Annotated in this window: 18 protein-coding genes; 8 read left to right on the forward strand and 10 right to left on the reverse strand. The window is 66.3% G+C overall.

The genetic code is table 11. The features are described 5' to 3' along the window. The first annotated feature begins 153 nt into the window (after positions 1-153). The 6 genes from MK313_RS09810 (at position 154) to ettA (ending at position 7824) form a co-directional block, all read left to right on the forward strand. Entirely contained in the window at positions 154-963 is an 810-nt protein-coding gene (locus MK313_RS09810) for an FkbM family methyltransferase (RefSeq protein WP_287781246.1), read from the forward strand. Next, on the forward strand, positions 960-3110 hold the full coding sequence (locus MK313_RS09815) for a GumC family protein (protein ID WP_287781214.1): 2151 nt from the start codon (positions 960-962) through the stop codon (positions 3108-3110). Before MK313_RS09810 ends, MK313_RS09815 begins: the two co-directional genes overlap by 4 nt. A gap of 8 nt (positions 3111-3118) precedes the next feature. Then, positions 3119-3886 (forward strand): polysaccharide biosynthesis/export family protein, encoded by a 768-nt coding sequence (locus tag MK313_RS09820; RefSeq protein ID WP_287781217.1) that lies wholly within the window; start codon positions 3119-3121, stop codon positions 3884-3886. Beyond that, complete coding sequence (locus tag MK313_RS09825; RefSeq protein ID WP_287781219.1) at positions 3883-4668, forward strand: WecB/TagA/CpsF family glycosyltransferase; 786 nt, start codon at positions 3883-3885, stop codon at positions 4666-4668. Before MK313_RS09820 ends, MK313_RS09825 begins: the two co-directional genes overlap by 4 nt. A gap of 6 nt (positions 4669-4674) precedes the next feature. Beyond that, positions 4675-6021 (forward strand): O-antigen ligase family protein, encoded by a 1347-nt coding sequence (locus tag MK313_RS09830; RefSeq protein ID WP_287781221.1) that lies wholly within the window; start codon positions 4675-4677, stop codon positions 6019-6021. A gap of 120 nt (positions 6022-6141) precedes the next feature. After that, positions 6142-7824 (forward strand): energy-dependent translational throttle protein EttA, encoded by a 1683-nt coding sequence (ettA, locus tag MK313_RS09835; RefSeq protein ID WP_287781224.1) that lies wholly within the window; start codon positions 6142-6144, stop codon positions 7822-7824. 102 nt (positions 7825-7926) lie between these two features. On the opposite strand, the gene MK313_RS09840 is transcribed toward ettA, so the two are convergent. Both MK313_RS09840 and MK313_RS09845 read right to left on the reverse strand, forming a co-directional pair. After that, positions 7927-8436 carry a sigma-70 family RNA polymerase sigma factor gene (locus MK313_RS09840; protein ID WP_121221883.1) on the reverse strand — a complete coding sequence of 170 codons (510 nt, stop codon included), beginning with the start codon at positions 8434-8436 and terminating at the stop codon, positions 7927-7929. A 151-nt stretch (positions 8437-8587) separates the two neighbouring features. Then, a complete protein-coding gene (locus MK313_RS09845; protein ID WP_156816197.1) occupies positions 8588-9004 on the reverse strand; it encodes a hypothetical protein in 417 nt (138 codons plus the stop codon). Between the two features lie 199 nt (positions 9005-9203). Between MK313_RS09845 and MK313_RS09850 the strand changes: the two genes are divergently transcribed. Then, entirely contained in the window at positions 9204-9761 is a 558-nt protein-coding gene (locus MK313_RS09850; RefSeq protein WP_008943840.1) for a sigma factor-like helix-turn-helix DNA-binding protein, read from the forward strand. A 148-nt stretch (positions 9762-9909) separates the two neighbouring features. Further along, on the forward strand, positions 9910-10098 hold the full coding sequence (locus MK313_RS09855) for a PLD nuclease N-terminal domain-containing protein (RefSeq protein ID WP_008943841.1): 189 nt from the start codon (positions 9910-9912) through the stop codon (positions 10096-10098). Positions 10099-10100: 2 nt separating this feature from the next. Here MK313_RS09855 and MK313_RS09860 read toward each other — a convergent pair whose 3' ends face one another. The 8 genes from MK313_RS09860 to MK313_RS09895 form a co-directional block, all read right to left on the reverse strand. Continuing rightward, positions 10101-14153, reverse strand: a complete 4053-nt coding sequence (locus MK313_RS09860) for a translocation/assembly module TamB domain-containing protein (RefSeq protein ID WP_287781230.1) — start codon at positions 14151-14153, stop codon at positions 10101-10103. Further along, complete coding sequence (locus tag MK313_RS09865) at positions 14153-15940, reverse strand: autotransporter assembly complex protein TamA (RefSeq protein WP_287781232.1); 1788 nt, start codon at positions 15938-15940, stop codon at positions 14153-14155. Before MK313_RS09865 ends, MK313_RS09860 begins: the two co-directional genes overlap by 1 nt. A gap of 83 nt (positions 15941-16023) precedes the next feature. Beyond that, positions 16024-16692: a monofunctional biosynthetic peptidoglycan transglycosylase gene (gene mtgA, locus MK313_RS09870; protein ID WP_287781235.1), complete on the reverse strand. Its 669-nt coding sequence runs from the start codon at positions 16690-16692 to the stop codon at positions 16024-16026. Then, on the reverse strand, positions 16693-17739 hold the full coding sequence (locus tag MK313_RS09875) for a dienelactone hydrolase family protein (protein WP_287781237.1): 1047 nt from the start codon (positions 17737-17739) through the stop codon (positions 16693-16695). It abuts the gene before it with no gap. 82 nt (positions 17740-17821) lie between these two features. After that, positions 17822-18085, reverse strand: coding sequence for a DUF1289 domain-containing protein (locus MK313_RS09880; protein WP_287781241.1), 264 nt, complete (start codon positions 18083-18085; stop codon positions 17822-17824). Between the two features lie 6 nt (positions 18086-18091). Further along, the gene (gene folD / locus MK313_RS09885) at positions 18092-18979 is read right to left on the reverse strand and encodes a bifunctional methylenetetrahydrofolate dehydrogenase/methenyltetrahydrofolate cyclohydrolase FolD (protein WP_287781242.1); all 888 of its coding nucleotides are present in this window, start codon (positions 18977-18979) and stop codon (positions 18092-18094) included. Further along, on the reverse strand, positions 18976-19275 hold the full coding sequence (locus MK313_RS09890; RefSeq protein WP_287781244.1) for a DUF167 domain-containing protein: 300 nt from the start codon (positions 19273-19275) through the stop codon (positions 18976-18978). The genes folD and MK313_RS09890 overlap by 4 nt, the downstream gene beginning before the upstream one ends. 23 nt (positions 19276-19298) lie before the next feature. Next, complete coding sequence (locus tag MK313_RS09895; protein WP_008943849.1) at positions 19299-19577, reverse strand: YggT family protein; 279 nt, start codon at positions 19575-19577, stop codon at positions 19299-19301. Between the last annotated feature and the right edge of the window lie 110 nt (positions 19578-19687).

Below are 19687 nucleotides of genomic sequence, written 5' to 3' on the forward strand. Positions count from 1 at the left end.
ATCTGGTGTATTTGCCCTGGCTTCCTATACAAAAGTAGGGAATCGCGCTAGATTCGCAATTGTCTATAATTCAATGGATCAAGGTCCATCTCCGTGCTCAGCCGCCTGAAGACTCTGGTCAGCCATGAAGGCTTCCGGGCACAGCCCGTGACGATGTCCCTGCGATGCCTGGCCTGGGCGTTCTATGTTGCCATCGGGCGCGCGCCGGCTTTCCTGCTCAGCAGCCATGGGGCCCTCATCCGGGTTCCCGCGACGCTGCGCTTCACCTCGGTGGCCAGCTATGTGTGGCGCGACTGGTTCGAGCCGGAGCTGCGCCATCTGGAGAAATTCGTGCAGCCGGGCCAGACGGTCATCGATATCGGCGCGAATATCGGGCTGTACACCCTGAAGGCGGCCAGTCTTGTCGGTTCCACGGGGCGCGTGATCGCGGTGGAGCCGGGGGAAGAAGCCTCACGGCAGTTGCGGGCCAATCTGGCGCTGAACGATTTCCCGCAGGTGACGGTGGCCCAGCTGGCGCTGTCCGATCATGCCGGCGAGGCGACGCTGCACCATATTCCGCTCGGCGACGACCCGCAGGCCTATTCGCTGATGCCGGACAGCAGTGCGGAGACCGGCGAGACCGTTGCCATCGACACGCTGGACGCGCTGGCCGCCCGGATGGGCATCGCGGCGCTCCACCTCATCAAGATGGATGTCGAGGGCGCGGAGCCGCTGGTGATCGCCGGCGGGCGCGAGACCCTGCAGCGCTTCCACCCCATCGTCATCTTCGAGGTGAATACCCGCCTGCTCGCCGAGGCGGCGGGCGATCGCCATGCCGCCTGGCATGCCCTGAAGGATCTGGGCTACCGGTTCTATCGCCTGCGGGACGGGCAGCTTGAGGCCGCCGATGGCGTCGGCGAGGCGTTCGGCAATCTGGTCGCAATTCATCCCGATGGCCCGGCTGGGATACGCGAAGGCCGATGATGGAAGAGACGCTGCCCGCGCTGCGACGGCCGCGTGCCCTGAACCCGCATCCCCGCGAAGCGTCCACCGCCTTCACGCTGCGCGACATCCTCGTACAGGCTTTCTATGCCTGGCGGCCGATCCTGGCGGCCTTCCTGCTGGTTTTCGCGATTGGCCTCGCCGCCGCGATCCTGACCAAGACCCGCTACACCGCCGAGGGCAGGCTGCTGGTCGTGGCCTCCCAGGAATCGCCGGACCGGGCGCTGGGCGCCGGCGCGCTGGCATCCTCCCTTGTCACGGTGGACAGCCAGAAGATCGTTCAGACCGAGATCAACCTGCTGGTTAGCGAAGCGGTCGTCCGCTCGCTGGTCGGCACGCTGGAGCCGGACTGGATTTATCCCGACCTGGTCGAGGAAAGGCTGTTTGGCCTGCTGCCGCCGCATCCGCGTGCGGAACTGGTTGGCCGGGCGACCCAGCGTATTCTGGAGAGCCTGAGTGCCGAGGCTGGTGCCAACTCCAACATCGTGCGCGTGACCTTCGCGCATCCGGACAGGGAGGTGGCGGCTCTGGTCGTGAACGACCTGCTGCAAACTTACCTGGCGCAGCGCCGTACCATCTTCAAGAATAACCAGTTTGACCTGCTGACTGCGGAAATGCAGCGCAACAAGCAGGAATTGCAGAAGGTGCGCGACGAGATCGACACCATCAAGCGCGACTTCCAGATCGTCAATATTGAGCAGGAAATCCTGCTCATCGCCAATACCGTCGATACCATCCGCGCGCGGCAGCGCCAGACGCGGGAACGGCGGGTCTCGCTGTTCGCCCAGATTGCCGAGACCAAGCAGAAGGTGGCCTCGCTGCCGGAGCAGGTCTTCGATTTCGTGGAGACCAGCGACCAGTCGCCTAACATCGACGACAAGAATGTGCTGCTGCAGCTGGAGCTCCAGCGCGACCAGATGCGCGCCTATTTCAAGCCGGACTATCCGCCGCTGCAGGAGCTGGAGCAGAAGATTGAGACAGTGCGCAAGGCCATCGCCAGCGGCGAGCGACCGAACTTCACCACGCTGCGCCGGGTGCGCAACCCCACCCATGCCTTCCTGTCCGATCATCTGGCGCAGCTTGAGATCGAGATGAGCGCCACGGAACAGCAGCTTGCGGAACTCGCCCGGCAGCATGATGAGAGCCGGGAGCGGATGGATGTCATCCGTACCGCCGACATGCGGCTGCAGGAACTGGAACAACGGCGCGGCGTGCTGGAGACGATCCAGCGCGATTATGTGCTGCAGATCGAATCTGCCTGGCTGGACCGCATCGCCGCCGAGCAGCGCGACAAGAATGTCAGCGTCGTGCAGTGGGCCTCGCCGCCCGTCTTCGGGCGGTCGCGGGCGCCGGGTCTGATCGCCGCCGGCCTGGTCGGCGGGCTGCTGTTCGCTACTGCCGTCGGCTTTGCCGTCACCCGGCTGCGGCCGGTCTTCATCCTGCCGACGGAAGCGGAGCGGCGGCTTGGCATTCCGGCGCTCGCCAGCCTATCGGAAACCGGCGGCAATGACGGGCTGCCGCAGGCGCAGGACGCCATCGCCTTCCTGGCGACAAGGCTGGCGGAATTCTCCGTCGATGGTGAGCGGCTGAAGCGACTCCAGATCGTCGCCGATACCGACAGCGCGGACCTGCCGCGCATCGCCGCCGCCCTGTCCAGCGAGTTTGCGCTGAACCATGGCCGCAATGTGCTTGTGGTCGATCTCAGCGAAAACGGCAATGCGGTGTTGCGGCTCATGCCGCCGGGCGAGAGCGGCGCGCGGGAAACCGTGCGCGACCTGGAGATCGTGGAGACCAGCATGCAGGGGCTGTTCGCGACCAGGGGCGCGCAGAACTCGGCGCTGGCCCACCTGCGCACGCCGCTGCCGGAACTGCGCGAGACTCTGAGCGAGCTTGGGCAGCGTTTCGACATGACGGTGATCCTGGCGCCGCCGCTGAACCGCGATCCGATTGCGCAGCGTCTGGCGGCCCGTGTCGATGCCAGCCTGCTGGTGTTGGTCGCTGACAAGACACGGGTGATGTCCGCCGTGCGGCTGCGCGATGCCCTGCTGGAAGCTGGTGGCGATCTGCTGGGCTTCGTGATGAGCGGCCGGCGCTATTATGTTCCAAGAGCCATCTACCGGCGGCTGTGAGGCGGCACATGGCATTCATTCTGCAGAAAATCCGGCGGCCGGCAGCGTGTCTCGCGCTGACCATGCTGTTGCTGACGGGCCTTGCGGCCTGCGGCACGGACCAGAACCTCAGCCCGCGCGAAACCGCTGCCAGCCGGTTCGCCGCCTGGAGTGACGACGTGCCGGAGTATCGCCTGGGCAGCGGCGACACGGTGCAGGTCAGCTATCTCTTCACCCCGAATCTGGATCAGGAGGCGCTGGTTGCGCCCGATGGGACGATCACGCTGCGCCTTGCCGGCCGCCTGCAGGCCGAGGGGCAGACGGTCGAGCAGCTGAACCAGGCGGTGACCGAGGCCTCGGCGAAATGGATGCGGCAGCCGGTGACGCGGGTCGCGGTGCGCGAGGCGCGGTCGGCGCGCATCTATGTCGGCGGTCAGGTCGGGCGGGCCGGGGCAATTCCGCTGGATCGCCGCATCGGCGCGCTGGAAGCCGTGCTGCTGGCGGGCGGCTTCACCGATGAGGCCCGCACCAGCGAAGTGGTGCTGATCCGGCGCAGCCCGGATGACAGCCCGATGCTGCGCACGCTCGATCTGCAGGATTTCATCCAGACCGGCGGGGCGGACGGCGCCATCCCGCTGGCCGCCGGCGACATTCTCTATGTCCCGCGCAGCGGCATTGCCGAGGTCAATCTCTGGATCGACCAGTTCATCAACAAGGTGCTGCCGTTCCAGCGCAGCGCGAACTTCACCTACACGGTCACGCGGAACGGGACCGGCACCGGGACGGTCTTCCCGTGACAGAGGGGGCGATCCCGGAAGATTCCCTCTTCGGCACGCCGATCGCGCTACTGGACGTACCGGGCGCTGCTGCCGCCATCATGGCGCGGCCGGCGGAGGCGCGCTTCGCCTATGTGGTCACGCCGAACGCCCAGCATCTGGTGCAGCTCGACCGGGGCGATGCGGCCTTCCGCGCCGCCTATGACGGCGCCTGGCTTCGGTTGTGCGACAGCCAGATCGTGCGGCTGGTCGCCCGGCTGCTGTTTCGGCGCGACCTGCCGCTGTGTGCCGGCAGTGACCTGACGGCCGCCCTGTTCGCGCGGCATATCCGCCCGGAGGACAGCCTCTGCGTCATCGGCGGCGATGCCGAGCTGGAGCGCCGGTTGCGCGAGAAATATGGCCTGCGCAACCTGGCCCGGCACGAACCGCCGATGGGCTTCATGGCCGATCCGGCGGCGGTACAGGCCTGCATCGATTTCATAGAGGCGCATCCCAGCCGGCTGGTCTTCCTGGCGGTCGGCTCGCCGCGCTCGGAGCTGCTGGCGTATCGGGTGCGGGCACGCGGCAAGGCCACGGGCACGGGCCTGTGCATCGGCAGTTCGCTGCATTTCATCACCGGGCTGGTGCCGCGCGCGCCGCTGTGGATGCGCAAATGGGCGCTGGAATGGCTGTTCCGGCTGTTGCGCGCGCCGCGCAGCCATGCCCGCCGTGTGTTCGTCGATTCGCTGCCTTTCCTGTATATTGCCGTGAAGCAGAGGCTGATGCCGGCGCGGCGACCGGACGTGCCGCCGAAGGAGCGTTGAACGGCCATGCCCCAAGGGGTGCAAAAGCTGGCGCAACAGGGATGGCAGCAGGAGACTCATCCGGACGGACGGATCGTCTTGCCGCCTGCCGGCCGTGTGCTGCTGCTCGATGGCGATTCCGGCGCGGCGGGAGAGAAGGCCGAAGCCAGCCAGACCGCTGTGTTCCTGGCGCTGCTGCTCGCCCTGCCGATGTTCGGGCAGAGCGTCCATTACATGATCGACGTGCCGCCGCTCTATTTCCTGTCCAAGGCCTGGCCGATCCTGACCGCACCGCTGGCGCTGTACGCGCTGGTCCGGCTGTCGCTGCCGCTGCTGGTGCTCTATGGCGTTCTGGTGGCCTATGTGCTGGGGCTGACGCCGCTGCTGTCGATGATCTATTTCGGCACCGGCCTTGTGGATGCCCTGGCGACCACCGCCAAGACCCTACCCTTCCTGTATTATTTCTCGGCGCTGGGGCTGCTTCTGCTGCTGCGCCCGCGGCCGGAGACTGTGGTGCGGGCGGTGCTGTGGCTGGGGGCCGCGACCTTCATCGCGATGGCGCTGCTGTGGGTCGTGATCCCGGCAGATTTCTACAAGGCCGACCCGGCGCAATCGAAGCTGTTCCTGCTGGAGGCCGAGCGCGGCTACCGCATCTTCATGCCGATGTTCTTCGGCACGATTTTCATCTTCTACCTGACGCGCCGTGTCTTCGCCCGGCAGGAGCTGGCGACCATCCTGGTGTTGCTGGTCTGCTTCGCGCTGATGGTGATGATCTACAAGCAGCGCACGGTCATCCTGGCGGTGCTGCTGACCGTGGGGCTGATCGCGCTTGCCGCCAGTTCCGGCTGGCGGCGCGGGCTGCTGCTGCTGTTCGGCACGGCGGGCGGGCTGCTGGCGTCGGGCCTGATCTACGCGCATTTCCTGGAGCGGATCGAGGATGCGCTGGGCGCCTCGCTGACCATCCGGCAGCTGTCGATCACCATCGCGACCGATTATGTGCTCAGCAACCCGCTGGTCATGTGGTTCGGCGCCGGCTCGGTCACCCGGCTCAGTGACAACAATCTGCAGACGATTCTGGGCAACGCCCATTTCTATCTCGCGGATATTGGCTGGCTCGGCATCGTCTTCGAATATGGGCTGATCGGCGCCAGCCTGATCCTCGCCGTCTATCTCGCCTCGCTGCGCCGCATCCGCCGGATCCAGGAGGCGACACATTATTTCATGATAACCGCCGCGCTGGGCGACCATATCGTGCTGATGCTGATCACCTCGCTGGTCTATTCGCTGGTGTTCACGCCCGGCGAGATGGCGACCGCGCTGGCGCTGGCCACCTATCTGGGGCTGCACAGCGACACATCGGTCCCCCGGCCCTAGCGCGTCAATAAGGCCTAGATTGCGTCCACCCCCCGCTATCGGCTACAAAGCCTGCGCTGGGCGGCCCGCTGTACAGGCCGCCCTACCGTCTTTCCCGAAGAAGTGTGAGTGAGGAGCGGCATGGCCTCCTATCAGTATGTTTATGTGATGAAGGGCCTGTCGAAGGTCTATCCGGGCGGCCGTGAGGTCGTGAAGGATGTCTGGCTGTCCTTCCTGCCCGGCGCCAAGATCGGCGTGCTGGGCCCGAACGGCGCCGGCAAGTCCACCCTGATGAAGATCATGGCGGGCATGGACAAGGAGTTCAACGGCGAGGCCTGGGCCGCCGAGGGGGCGCGCGTCGGCTATCTGCCGCAGGAACCGCAGCTCGACCCGACCAAGGACGTCATGGGCAATGTGCTGGACGCGCTGGCCGAGACCCGCGACCTGCTGGAGCGGTTCAACGAGATTTCGGCCAAGTTCGCCGAGCCGATGGACGATGACGAGATGAACAACCTGCTGGCCGAGCAGGCCGAGCTGCAGGAGAAGATCGACGCCAACAATGGCTGGGAGATCGAGCGCACGGCGGAGATCGCCATGGACGCGTTGCGCTGCCCGCCGGGCGATGCCGACGTCTCCAAGCTGTCGGGCGGTGAGCGCCGCCGCGTGGCGCTGTGCAAGCTGCTGCTGGAAAAGCCCGACCTGCTGCTGCTCGACGAGCCGACCAACCATCTGGACGCCGAATCGGTCGCCTGGCTGCAGCGCACGCTGCACGATTATCCGGGCACCGTCGTTACCGTGACCCATGACCGCTACTTCCTGGACGAGGTGGCGGGCTGGATTCTGGAGATCGACCGCGGCCGCTGCATCCCCTATGAGGGCAATTACACCGGCTGGCTGGAACAGAAGCGCAAGCGCCTGGAGCAGGAAGCGAAGGCCGAGGATTCCCGCATCCGCACCCTGAAGGAGGAGGAAGAGTGGGTCCGCGCCTCCCCGCGCGCCCGCCAGGCCAAGTCGCGCGCCCGCCTGCAGGCCTATGAGGAACTGCTGGCTGCCGGGCAGGATCGCGCGCCCGATGCCAACCGGATCGTCATTCCGGCCGGCCCGCGCCTCGGCAACCTCGTCATCGAGGCCGAGCATCTGCGCAAGGCCTATGGCAACCGGCTGCTGATCGACGATCTGGACTTCAAGCTGCCGCCGGGCGGCATTGTCGGCGTGATCGGCCCGAACGGTGCCGGCAAGACCACGCTGTTCCGCATGATCACCGGGCAGGAGACGCCGGACAGCGGCGCGATCCGCGTCGGCGAGACGGTCAAGCTGGCCTATGTCGATCAGAGCCGCGACGATCTGGGAGCGAACAAGACCGTCTGGGAGGAAATCTCCGGCGGCAATGACGAGATAGAGCTGGGCAAGCGCAAGATGCAGAGCCGCGCCTATGTCTCGCTGTTCAACTTCCGCGGCAGCGACCAGCAGAAGAAGGTCGGCCAGCTGTCAGGCGGTGAGCGCAACCGCGTGCATCTGGCGAAGATGCTGAAGTCCGGCGGCAACGTCATCATGCTCGACGAACCGACCAACGATCTGGACGTCGATACGCTGCGCTCGCTGGAAGAAGGGTTGCTGGAATTCGCCGGCTGCGCCGTGGTCATCAGCCATGACCGCTGGTTCCTGGACCGTGTCGCGACCCATATCCTGGCCTTCGAGGGCGACAGCCAGGTGGTGTGGTTCGAGGGCAACTATCAGGCCTATGAGGAAGACCGCAAGCGGCGCCTGGGCGCCGAGGCGGACCAGCCGCACCGCATCAAGTACAAGCCGATCAGCCGCAACTGATCGCCGGTTGGCTTCAGGCAAAAAGAAAGGGCGGATGGAGAACCATCCGCCCTTTTTGCTGTGTGAGGCAGCAGGGGTAGTCTCTTAGCCGCTCAGGGCCGGTCAGGCGGCCTGGCTTCGCGCGGCGGGGCGCTCGCGGGCTTCCATGACCTGGCTCAGCTCGGCGCGGGCACGCGACACGCGGCTCTTGATCGTGCCGACGGCGCAACCGCAGATCTCGGCGGCATCCTCGTAGCTGAAGCCGCTGGCGCCTACCAGAATCAGCACCTCGCGCTGGTCGGGCGTCAGGGTCTGGAAGGCGCGGTCGAAGTCGCGCACATGCAGCTTCACTTCCTGCACCGCCGGGGTGGACTGGCTCAGCGCGCGATCGTCGATCGGCTCCATCTCGAAGCGGCGCTGGCGTAGCTGATCGTAGAAGATGTTGCGCAGGATGGTGAACATCCAAGCCTTGAAATTGGTGCCCATCTGGAACTTGTCCTGCGCCTTCAGCGCACGCAGCACGGCATCCTGTGTCAGATCCTTGGCGCGATCCTCGTCGCGGCACAGCATGCGGGCGAAGGCCTGCAGGTGGGGAATGACGTCAACCAACTCATCCTGAAACGGGCGTGGCATTCTCTGCCTCCGTTATTATTGATATCGAATAGACGATCTGATTACGCCGCCGACTCTGGGTGAGAGCATGGAAGAAAAAAGGCCATGTCGGGGCAACGCTCCCCGATATGGCCACAATGTCTCTTCCCGGATGTTTTGCTCGATGTGCCGTTTATTTTTTCGAACGGCTTTTCGATTTACCCGATATGTCTTCTATAAGAGTGGAGATTTCGTCGGGCAGCGGCTGCTCCACGATCCCGTCATACATCTCTTGCAGATAGGCATCGACCCAATGCGCGAAATGCGGGTCGGCACCATTCTCACCCTGGGGGGGCTCCCCCCGGGAGGCGTCAGCCTGAGGGCGGGGTGCCGGCCTTCGTTCACTGGCCTGCCGTGACCGCGCCATCGCCGTGCCCGTTGCGGGACGGCTGTAAACAAGTCTCAGATAGGGGGCTCGCTCTGTCATCGGCTGCATCTGTAATGGCGTGGCCAGAGGGTTCATCGGCATCTGCGGTGGCGGCAACGCAGGCTGTGCTTCTGCCAGCCGCTCTTCCGCATGTCCTGCCTGATTAACGCGATGGGCTTCCATCCTGTTCCGCAACAATCACCAGTCTGCCGCAAAATTGCCCTTGTTTGCCTTGGGGCAACCAAAATCCGGCATTAACGAAGATCAGCCACTTGGTCAGCGTCGATTGTTCGCGATGGGAATCTGGACCGGTGGTTGGGGATTTCAATGACATGCCGCAAGGCAGCATCGCGTAAGACGGCCTGACAAAGGAGCGAACGAGATGATGTCCCATAGTACCGATCTGACGGAGGCTCTTCCCTATCTGCGGCGCTATGCGCATGCCCTTTCGGGCAGCCGCTCCAGGGGCGATGCCTATGTGAAGCTGTGCCTTGAGACCTGCCTGGAGGAGCCGCAGCGCCTGACCGGCATTGGCGGAACCAAGGTCCGGCTGTTTGCCCTGTTTCATGAGGTCTGGTCGGTGGTGGCGCTGACCCTGCCGCAGCTGGATGAGGATATGGCCGATGGTGTCGGTCTCGACGACCCGCTCGCCGACGGCCTGCAGAGCCTGCCCGCGCTGAAGCGTCAGGTTTTCCTGCTGGGGCGCCTGGAAGGCTTCTCGGCAATCGAGATCGCCACGATCCTGCATATCGACGAGGCTGATGCGCGCCGCCGCCTCGACGAGGCGACCGCGCTGCTGCGCCGGCGCATGATCGACCGTCATCTGCTGCAGGGCGGTGCCGCCGGTGTGTCGGATGATGAAGACGCCTTCGATGTACCCTTGCAGGCACCGTCTTTCGTCCGCCGCACCGCTGACCGGGCGCCGGCCTTTCAGCAGTGATGGTGTAAGCCCTGCCCATTGCCAGCCTGTTGCCGGCGTTATTTCTGAAGCGGCTGGGGAACGCGTTGACCGATCCCGCCGTTAAGTCATCAGGATACCGTTAACGGCGCCAGAAACGGCGCCGGCAGCAAGCGAAAGGAATAACGCGATGGGTATTGAGGTCGGCGGCCTTCTGGGCCTGCTTCTCCTGATCGCCAACATCTGGGCGATCGTCAATGTTGTTGGCAGTGGCGCGTCCACAGGCGGCAAGGTGCTTTGGATTCTGTTCATCCTCATCATGCCGCTGCTGGGCTTCATCGTCTGGCTGATTCTGGGGCCGCGCAGCGTGAAGGCGTAGCGTCAGTAGCGCTTCTCATAGATCAAACCGATATCGCCGGCTGTGGCAGCGCCCAGCCGGCTTTCTATTTTCAGGTTCGGCAGCACCTTGTATTCCAGCAGCAGGGCGGTGCTTTCCGCGCCGAAGCCCTGGCTGACCCCGACGAACAGATCCTCCGACAAATAGCGCCCGGCGCGTACCGAGGCGCCGTTCACGTCTCCGCCATCGACCTCCAGCGTGTCCAGCCCCAGCGACTGGCGCAGATCGTCCACCATGCCGACGCTGCTGACCGTGCCGGTCAGTTCCAGCGCGGTCTGCGCCAGGCGCGCGGCCTGCACGGCATTCAGCCGGGCGACACTGCTGCCGAACAGGATGCGTGACAGGATTTCGTCGCGCGGCAGCGGTGGCGAGGAGGACAGCGCGATATCCGGACGGCTGACAGGGCCGGTGATCGCCACCTGTGCCTGGATATCGCCGACATCGGCGACCGCCAGGATATCAAGGCCGATTTCCATCTCGCCCTGTACGTCCGGCAGCAAATCGATGGTGCCGCGATCCAGCACGAAGCGCCGCCCGGCAAAGTCAAATTGCCCGCGCACCACCGACACGTCGCCGGTAATCGCCGGTGCCGCCGCCGTGCCGGCGATTTCGATCCTGCCGCTGAATTCGGACTCCAGCCCGCGCCCGCGTACATAAACCTGGCCCGGTATCTCAATGGCGATGTCGAGGCGCACGAGGTTGGGGCCGAAGCCGTCTTCATCGTCTTCCGCTTGCCGCGCGCGCGCCTGACGGGCCTCCTCCCGCCGCCGTTCGGCATCCACATTGGTGCGCGCATCGCGGTTGATCTCGCGGACATCGAGTACGGTCACGGAGGGTGGCAGCCGGTTGGGGATACGGATATCGGCCTCGTCCACTGTGATGCGACCGGTCAACAGCATGTCCTCGGCGGTGCTTTCCAGACTCAGCGTGCCGCTGGCATAGGCCGTCCCTTCCTCGCGGTTCAGGATGCGCAGCCGGTTCTGGCGCAGCCTGATGTCGACCTTCGGCAGACCCTCGCCCTCGAACCGGACGCGGCCTTCGCCGGACAATGTGCCGCCGGTGCTGTCATGCGCCCCAAGATCGCGCAGGGTGAGGCTGTCGCCGTCGCCCGTGATGCGAAAGGCGATGTTCTGCAGCGTGGCGCCGGTCATGTCGTTCATATACCGGCCATCGGCAAACTCCGCTTCACCGCTGAGGCGCGGGTCGCGCACCGTGCCACCGAGGTCGAGGCCGGCGGTGAGGCTCCCTTCCAGCCGATCCTCGCCCAGCGCCAGAGCTAGCAGCGTGATCCTGCTCAGCTCGGCCTGCGCCTCGAGACGCCCGCTGAGCGCGCCGTCAGGCGGCAAGGCGGCGGTGCCGGCCGCCAGGTCGAGGCGGACCGGCAGGCTGGCGCGCGCCTCGATATGGGCACCTTCGATCCGGTCCAGCGCCAGGTTGGCGTCAAGCTGCCCGCCTCGCAGCCGGCCTTCCAGCGTGGCGGAGGCAGGCGGCAGGTCAGGGGCAGCAGGGTCGTTCAGCGCAATGCCGCTGAGGGTGACACGGAAATCGCCGCTGGGATCGGTCGGCTTGCCCTGCAGCGACAGCTCTGCCGAAGCCGTGCCGGCGAGGTCCGGGCCGGCGCCCAGTTTCTTCGCCAGGGCCAGCGGCAGGCCGGAGAGAGAGAGCCGCGCCGCCACCGCGTCATCCGTCAGCCGGGCCTGACCGGTCAGCCGGGCTTTCTCCTCAATGGCGAGGTCGAGACCCTCGATCTCCTTCAGCGAAGGCCCATAACGCAGCGTCGCCGGCTGGCGCAGCGCCAGTGCTATCTTCCGCACCGTGGCGTCCAGCCGGTCCAGACGCAGCGTGACGAGCTTTGCGACGGCGATGCTGCCAGTGCTGTCCAGCGACAGCTCTGGCCCTTCCGCCTGCAGCGAGAAGCCGCCGCCCTGCGGTTCCAGGTCGGCATCAAGGATAAGGCTGTCCAGCCGCTGCCCGTCGGCCTCCAGCCCTTCGGCGCGCAGCGCGACCGGCCCGCGCGGCGTGCCCGTCACATCGGCGAGCTGCGCTTCCAGCCGCAGCCTTTGGAGGCTGGCTATCCCGTCCAGTGCGAGGCTACTGCCTTCCAGAACCAGCCCGGCATGCTGTCGGCCCGACCGGTCGGCCAGCTCCACCGCCAGCGCCATGCTGCCGGACGGGTTCAGCTCCTTCTGGCCGGCCAGCGCCGCCAGTGTGGCGAGGTCGTCGCTGCTGGCCTTCAGCCGCCCGGCGGCCAGCTGCCGTTCCATGTCGATGGCAAGGGCGCCCTGCAGCGCCAGCGCCTTGCTGTCCAGCGCCAGCCCGTCCAGTTGCAGCCGGTTTCCAGCGACGGTGAAGCGGGTCTCCCCGGTTGCTGCCAGACCGCGCGGGCTGGCCGTCAGGCGCAGTCTTCCCTCGGCCGCGGGCGTGCCGGTTTCCGCATCCTGCGCCAGCCGGTCGAGCGACAGCGCCGCAGTCACGGCGCCCAGCGTTTCGCCTTCCAGCCGGGCATTGCGCCAGTCCAGATTGGCCTCACCCGACACTCCGGCGGGCCAGGAACCGGACATATTCACGAAGGCGCTGGCCGCACCTGCCATGCGCAGGTCAGCCAGCCGGCCGGCCTCCGCCATGTCGGGCAGATCGAGGGCGAGGCTGGCCGCGACTTTCTGGAAATTGCCGGAGAGGGTGGCGTTGCCATCCAGTGTTGCCGCTTCACCGGCCAGCCCGACATGGTCGAGCTGAAGTTCGCCTGCCTTCTGGCGGATGCGGCCAGCGGCGGTCAGCTCGGCGGTATTGCCCAGCAGTGGCAGGGGCGCACCATCCAGTGCGGCATCGGCGAGGCTGGCCGTGATATCGAAGCCGGCATCGTCAGGGTGGCCGCTGGCGATGGCGTCCAGGCGCAGCATGCCGGCCAGATCGATCCCGGCGAGCGATGCGTAGCGTTCGACCGGGCCTGTCGCTGTTGCGGTCAGATCGAAATCGAGGCTGATGGGGTTGGCGGTGCCGGCCAGCGTGATTTCGGCGGGGCCATCACGCAAGGCGAGCCGGCCGATCCGGACCGGACCGGCAGCGGGCACCACCGCGTCGAGCGCGATGTGCAGTTCCTCGGCCGGCACGGGGCGCAGCTCCGGCGGCAGCAGCGGGCCGGCGCGAACGCGGCTGTCCAGCATCACATGGCGGTCCGTGCTGCCCTCGACCGTCACATCCGCCGTGATGCCGATCTCCGGCCCGGCGCTGGCGGTCAGGCGGGCGGTCAGCCCGTCCAGCGGCCCCTCGGCGTTCAGTGTCGCCTCCACGGCAGGGCGCCCCGGCAGGTCAAGCAGCCCGGCGATGACGCCATTTTCCGGCTCCGAGGCGGTGAGCCGCGCTTCCACGCTGTCGCTGGTGGCGTCGTAGCGCAGCAGGACGCTGGCCTCGGCAGGCGCATCCAGCCGTCTTGCGTCGAGAGCGATGTCGATGGCATTGCCGTCGCGCGGCAGGCTTGCCTTGCCTTCCGCCGTCAGCGTGGCGGCCATCCCGGCGACCGGCTCGGCCAACTCGATACGGTCGATCCGCAGTCGCTCCAGCCGGATATCGACCGGCAGCGGAAAGGGGGAGCTGGTGGTCTGGCTGTCCTCCGCCGCGCCGGCAACGGGCTGCCGCAGCACCGACACCCTCTCCGCCGTCAGCGCGTCGAGAGTCAGGCGCCGGTCCAGCAGGTCGAGGGGCGACCAGTCCAGCACGGCGCGCTCGATGGTCAGCCAGGGCCCCTCGGCATCGCGGAGCGTGATACGGCCGACGCTGATGCCTTCGAAAGGGGCCAGCCGATCTATTCCGGCAATCTCCACCTGGCCGGCAAGCAGATCATTGGCGAGGCGTTCCGCCAGATCTCGGCCCGGTCCGGTGTTTAACGCCAGCACCGCGCCGGTCAGCAGCCCGGCCAGAAGAAGCGGCAGCAGCAGGATCGCCAGCAGGATGCGCCGGCCCGTTCGCCGCCGCGGCTTTGCGGGCCGTTTCTTCGGGGCGGCGGGCACGGCCTTCTCAGTGTCCTTCTTCTCCACCATCAGAAGGCCTGTCCGAGGCTGATATAGATCTGGAAGGCGTCGTCACTCGGGCGGCGGTCGAGCGGGAAGGCGAGGTCCACGCGCAGCGGGCCGATGGGGGTGTAGTAGCGCACGCCGAAGCCGGCGCCGAACAGCGGGTCCACGCCGAAATCGGGCAATTCGCTGCGGAACACATTGCCGCCATCCAGGAAGGCGACGAGGCCGATATCCTCCATCACCCGGGCGCGCATCTCGATGGAGCCGGCGATCAGCGAGGAGCCGCCAATCGGGTCATTGCTGGCGTCGAGCGGTCCCACGCTCTGATGGGCATAGCCGCGCACCGTGTCGCCGCCGCCGGCATAGAAGCGTTTGTCGGCGGGGATGTCGGTGCGGGTGGCACCCAGGATGGAGCCGACGGCGATGCGGCCGGCCAGCACATATTTGCCCTCGGGATCGAAGGGCAGATGCATGGTGTCGTCTAGTCGCAGCACAAGGAAGTTGCTGTCGGAGCCAATGAGGCCGGTATAGGGCGTGGCGCTCAAGGTCAGCTTGCCGCCCTTGGTGGGGTTCAGCAGGTCGTTCGTGGTGTTGCGCGTGAAGTTGGTCGGCAGGCCGATCAGGGTGAAGGTCTCTGTCCCGTTTGCATCCTCGATGCGCGACTGTTCCAGCGACACGCCAATGGAGCCGCTGTAGGGCCCGCCGAACTGGCGGGTCAGCGTCGTCACGCCGCCGAAGCGGGTGGCGTCATAGGCGTCCACATCCTCCTGCTGGGCATAGACTGAAAAGTCGAGGCGCTGCTGCGGGTTGAGGAAGGCCGGCCGGCCGAGGCTGGCCTTCAGCCCGACCAGCTGTTCGGCGACATCGCCATCCAGCCGGAAATCCTCGCCATAGCCGAACAGGTTGCGGTGCCGCCAGAAGGCACGCACGCCGGCCCCCTGGCTGGTCGAATAGCGCACGCCGCCGCCGATGGAGCGGGGCTTGGATTCGGCGAGGCTGATCGTCATCGGCACCTTGCCCTCGGCCATCTCCTCGCGCTTCGGAGAAATCGCCACCGACAGGAAGAGATCGGTCCCGGCCAGCGCCTGCCGCATTTCCGCGACCTTGCGGGTGTCGTAGAGATCGCCCTCCTTCCAGCGCTGCTCGCGGCGCACGACGCTGGCATCGACATCCTCCAGCCCGTCGATCCGGGTCTGGCCGAAATAGGCCCGCTGCCCGGCATCGACACGGATGTCCACGGCGACGCTGCGCTCGGCGTGATCCACCACCACCTCGCGCTCCTCGATCCGGGCGAAGGGGTAGCCGCGCCAGCCCAGCCGCCGCGTGACCGCGCGTTCGCCGGATACGATCATCTCCGACCTTGCCCGCGATCCCAGGCTGACGCCCAGCGCCTCGTAGGTCAGCCCCTCCGCGGCCTTTTCCTGCTCCGGTGTTTTGAACACCAAGGTGAAACGCTGCAGGCGGTAGATCGGGCCGGGGTCGAGGGAAAGCCTGACGATGGCCGATTTGTCGGGGTCGCCTTCCACCGGTTCCACGGCCAGTTCGACGCGGGGATCGTAATAGCCCTCGGCATTCAGTACATCGCGGATACGCTTTTCGTCGCCCTCGGCGCGGCGGCGCAGCAGCTCCAGGCTTTCGATGGTCTCGTCCTTGCGCAGCTCGACCTCTGCCACCTGCCGGATGGTGTTGCCGATATCCTTCATTGCCTCGCTTTCCGTCGCCGTGAAATCGGTGGCGTAGCGGATATCCGCGAGCGCCGGCACGGCGCGCAGGGAAAGGCAAATAAGCAAGGTCAGCAGAAAAAAGCGCATCGTCCTTAAAGTATGTCGTCTCGGGCTGAACTCTCGTGGAGTGGCGATAGTAAAGGGGAATACGGCGAGCGAAAGGCGCGGCACTACGAAACGCAGTCCAGCAGCGGCCCCAGCTGGCCGATCCGCCGGCCGATGGTGCCGGCCCGGCCCGCGAGATAGCCGTCCGGTTTTCCCGCCGCCCATTGGCGCGGGTTGGGCAGGGCGACGGCCAGCAGCGCCGCCTCCCGTGCGGTCAGGGTCTTGGCACCCTTGCCGAAATGATGCCGCGCGGCGGCCTCCGCGCCATAGATGCCGGGGCCCCATTCGGCGACGTTCAGATACAGCTCCATGATCCGCCGCTTGGGCAGCAGCAGCTCGACATGGACCGTCAGATAGGCCTCCAGCCCTTTGCGGATGTAACTGCGGCCGGGCCACAGGAACAGGTTCTTCGCCAGCTGCATGCTGATGGTGCTGGCACCGCGTGTGCGTTCGCCCTGGCTGGCATCCTGCAGCACCTCGCCCAGCGCGTTCCAGTCGAAACCGGAATGGCGGCAGAACAGATTATCCTCCGCCGCGACGACCGCCTTCGGCAGATGGGGGGATATTTCCCCCAGCCGGCGCCAGCTCTTGTCGATGGTTTCGCCCTCCGCCGCGCGGATCAGCATCAGCGGCGTACCCGGCGGCGGCAGGATGGCATAGGCCAGCACCAGCAGCGCCGGCAGCAACAGGATGACGGCCAGCGCGATCAGCAGGATACGGCGCAGCCGCCGCACTCAGCCCGCCTCCGCCGAGAGCGGGAAGCCGAACAGCCGGGCAAGGAAACGGCCCAGCACCGCGTTCGATTGCTGCCGGATGTCCGGATCGCCGCCGATAAGATAGCCATCGTCGGTCACGCAGGCGGCCAGTATCAGCCGCCGCGTCACCGGCCCCAGCATCGGCAGCAGGGTATTGCGGTCGCGCACCAGGCCGCTCTGTGAGACCTCGAAGCTGCACCCGGCAAGGTTGCGGGAAATCCGGCGAGGGCCACGCCAGCTGCCATCCCACAGATGATAGGCCTCGTCATAGACCACCACATCGGTCGGCGAGCCGCCGGCACGAATATCCGCCAGCACTTCCTGGCAGCGTTCCGGGTCGATCAGCGCATCCTGCCCGCCATAGAGCATCAGGTAGGGCGCGCCGGTCGTGCGCTTGTCGGCGAAGCGCGCGACACAGGGGCCATAGAAGGCGACATGGCCGGCGAAGCGCAGGCCTTCCGGCGCGAGGGATTTCGCGATCTGCTCGTGCAGCGCATAGGTCGAGGCCATGCCGCCATAGGAAAAGCCGATCAGCGCGATGCGGTCCGTATCGATGTCGCCGCGCCCGGCGAGGTAGCGCAGCCCGGCATAGACATCGGCCACCAGCATGGTCTCGGTGATGTTCAGCAGCCGTTCGGTGAAGCCGCTGGCAAGCTCCCGCCGGGCGGCAAAGGCATCCACCACCAGCGCGGCGATACCCATGGCCGCGAACTGCCTGCCATAGGTCAGCTCGCGCCCGTAGCGCACACCGCCCGCCCCATGGATCAGCACCACCGCGGGCACCTTGCCGCGCGACGAGGCACGGTCCGGCAGGAACAGCTGGCCGGACGCCAGCGTCATGGGATTGCGTGCCTCCCCCTGGCCGATATCGCGCGGGCTGAACGGGCTGCGGCTCTCGAAGCTGACCGGCTGGCCATCGATGGCGGAGATCGCGGCACCATCCGGCCAGTCGCCGCTGGCGAGCCGGGCATGGGCTGTGGCCGGCAGCAGGAAGGCGGCCAGCAGAATCCAGAGGAAGCGTCGCATCGCGGCATCCTTTGCTGTTGGCTTCTGTCGGAACGTCAGACGAGAAGATAAGTGGTTGCCAGCCTGCCGGCAAATCGTGGCATCAGTTCGGCGCGGTACCGGGGCCGAAGAAGCGCCGCCAGAGCAGGTTCAGCCGGGCGGTCAGGCGGCTTTCCTGCGCCTCGCGCAGCAGCCGGCGGTTGATCGTGTTCTTCTCGTCGGCGCTGTAGGTGATCCAGCGGCCGATCTCCTCCGCCGTGCGACCGCAGCCGGCGCAGCGCCCGTCGCCATCCAGCCGGCATACCGCTTGGCAGGGACTCATGGTCAGCAGGCGGTCGGTATTAAGGTCGGCGGGATCGTGCTGCATCGCGCGTCAGTCGGGGACGGTGATGCCGCGCCGCAGGCAGGCCGCGGTCAGGGTATTGCTGAGCAGGCAGGCGATGGTCATCGGCCCGACGCCGCCCGGCACCGGGGTGATGGCACCGGCCACGCGGGAGACATCCTCGAAATCGACATCGCCGACCAGCCGGGTCTTGCCGTCCTCCTTCGGGATACGGTTGATACCGACATCGATGACCGCCGCCCCCGGCTTCACCCAGTCGGCCGTCACCATCTGCGGCCGGCCAACGGCGGCCACCAGGATGTCGGCGTTGTGACAGACGGCGGGCAGGTCGCGGGTGCGCGAATGGGCGATGGTGACGGTGCAGCTCTCGCGCAGCAGCAACTGCGCCATCGGCTTGCCGACGATGTTGGAGCGGCCGATTACCACGGCGTTCAGGCCGGAAAGGTTGCCCAGATAATGCTTCAGCAGCATCAGGCAGCCCAGCGGCGTGCAGGGCACCATGCCGGGCAGGCCGGTCGCCAGCCGCCCGGCATTCACGACATGGAAGCCGTCCACATCCTTGTCGGGGTGGATGGCGTTGATGATGGCGTCGGAATCGATCTGCGCGGGCAGGGGCAACTGCACCAGGATGCCATCGACCGCCGGGTCTTCGTTGAGTTGCAGGACCAGCGCCAGCAGCTCCTCCTGCGAGGTGGTGTCGGGCAGTCGGTGCTCGTAGGAGTTCATGCCCGCCTCGACGGTCATCTTGCCCTTGTTGCGGACATAGACCTCGCTGGCCGGATCGTTGCCGACCAGCACCACGGCGAGGCCGGGCACCACGGAGTCGCGCTGCTTCAGGAGGGCAGCCTTGCGGGCGACCTCGGCGCGCAGGGTGGCGGCGAAGCCCTTGCCGTCAATCAGGGTTGGGGTATCGCTCATGCTATCGTCTCCAGCCAGTCGGTCAGGCGCCGCATCAATAGACCGGAATCGCCCGCGATTTCGACCGTTTTCCGACGGTCGGTCGCCCCCAGCACAATCGACAGGTCGGATTTCGGCAGTTTCCAGTTTTTCGCCAGCAGTTTCAGCAGGGCGGCGTTCGCCTTGCCATCCTCCGGCGGGGCGGTGACGCCGATCTTCAGGCTGACGCCGCCGGCATCGTCCGCGATCAGCCCCTGGATGCGGTCAGCTGCCGCTTTAGGTGTCAGCCGGATACGGGCACGCAGCCCATCCGGCACGGTGGTGAAGGGCGACGGCAGGCTCAGGCCAGGTACTCGAACATCAGGTTCTTCAGGAACACCAGCAGCAGGATCAGCACGATCGGCGAGATGTCGATACCGCCCAGATTGGGCAGGATCTGGCGGATTGGCCGCAGCGCCGGCTCGGTGATGCGATACAGGAAATCGCCGATCATATAGACGACGCGGTTCGACGTGTTCACCACGTTGAAGGCGACCAGCCAACTGAGAATCGCGGAGATGATCAGCGCCCAGATATAGAGCGAAATAATCGTATCGACCAAAGCCAGGAAGGAATACATCGGATCACGCCATGAGTAGGGGGAAGCCCTAGGGAAGGTAGGGGGTTGGACGTCACTGCGCAAGGGCAAGCCGGCGATATCCCCCTATCCTACGCGTTGAAGTAATTCGC

Source organism: Oceanibaculum sp. (assembly GCF_022449305.1).
GTDB classification, from domain to species: domain Bacteria; phylum Pseudomonadota; class Alphaproteobacteria; order Oceanibaculales; family Oceanibaculaceae; genus Oceanibaculum; species Oceanibaculum indicum.

Coding starts and splice junctions, on each gene's coding strand:
- MK313_RS09855 (WP_008943841.1), top strand. CDS start 9,910: ATGGGTATTGAGGTCGGCGGCCTTCTGGGCCTGCTTCTCCTGATCGCC.
- MK313_RS09820 (WP_287781217.1), top strand. CDS start 3,119: ATGGCATTCATTCTGCAGAAAATCCGGCGGCCGGCAGCGTGTCTCGCG.
- MK313_RS09840 (WP_121221883.1), bottom strand. CDS start 8,436: ATGCCACGCCCGTTTCAGGATGAGTTGGTTGACGTCATTCCCCACCTG.
- MK313_RS09810 (WP_287781246.1), top strand. CDS start 154: ATGTCCCTGCGATGCCTGGCCTGGGCGTTCTATGTTGCCATCGGGCGC.
- MK313_RS09830 (WP_287781221.1), top strand. CDS start 4,675: ATGCCCCAAGGGGTGCAAAAGCTGGCGCAACAGGGATGGCAGCAGGAG.
- MK313_RS09860 (WP_287781230.1), bottom strand. CDS start 14,153: ATGGTGGAGAAGAAGGACACTGAGAAGGCCGTGCCCGCCGCCCCGAAG.
- MK313_RS09895 (WP_008943849.1), bottom strand. CDS start 19,577: ATGTATTCCTTCCTGGCTTTGGTCGATACGATTATTTCGCTCTATATC.
- MK313_RS09880 (WP_287781241.1), bottom strand. CDS start 18,085: ATGCAGCACGATCCCGCCGACCTTAATACCGACCGCCTGCTGACCATG.
- MK313_RS09815 (WP_287781214.1), top strand. CDS start 960: ATGATGGAAGAGACGCTGCCCGCGCTGCGACGGCCGCGTGCCCTGAAC.
- MK313_RS09845 (WP_156816197.1), bottom strand. CDS start 9,004: ATGGAAGCCCATCGCGTTAATCAGGCAGGACATGCGGAAGAGCGGCTG.
- folD (WP_287781242.1), bottom strand. CDS start 18,979: ATGAGCGATACCCCAACCCTGATTGACGGCAAGGGCTTCGCCGCCACC.
- MK313_RS09865 (WP_287781232.1), bottom strand. CDS start 15,940: ATGCGCTTTTTTCTGCTGACCTTGCTTATTTGCCTTTCCCTGCGCGCC.
- MK313_RS09875 (WP_287781237.1), bottom strand. CDS start 17,739: ATGCGACGCTTCCTCTGGATTCTGCTGGCCGCCTTCCTGCTGCCGGCC.
- ettA (WP_287781224.1), top strand. CDS start 6,142: ATGGCCTCCTATCAGTATGTTTATGTGATGAAGGGCCTGTCGAAGGTC.
- MK313_RS09850 (WP_008943840.1), top strand. CDS start 9,204: ATGATGTCCCATAGTACCGATCTGACGGAGGCTCTTCCCTATCTGCGG.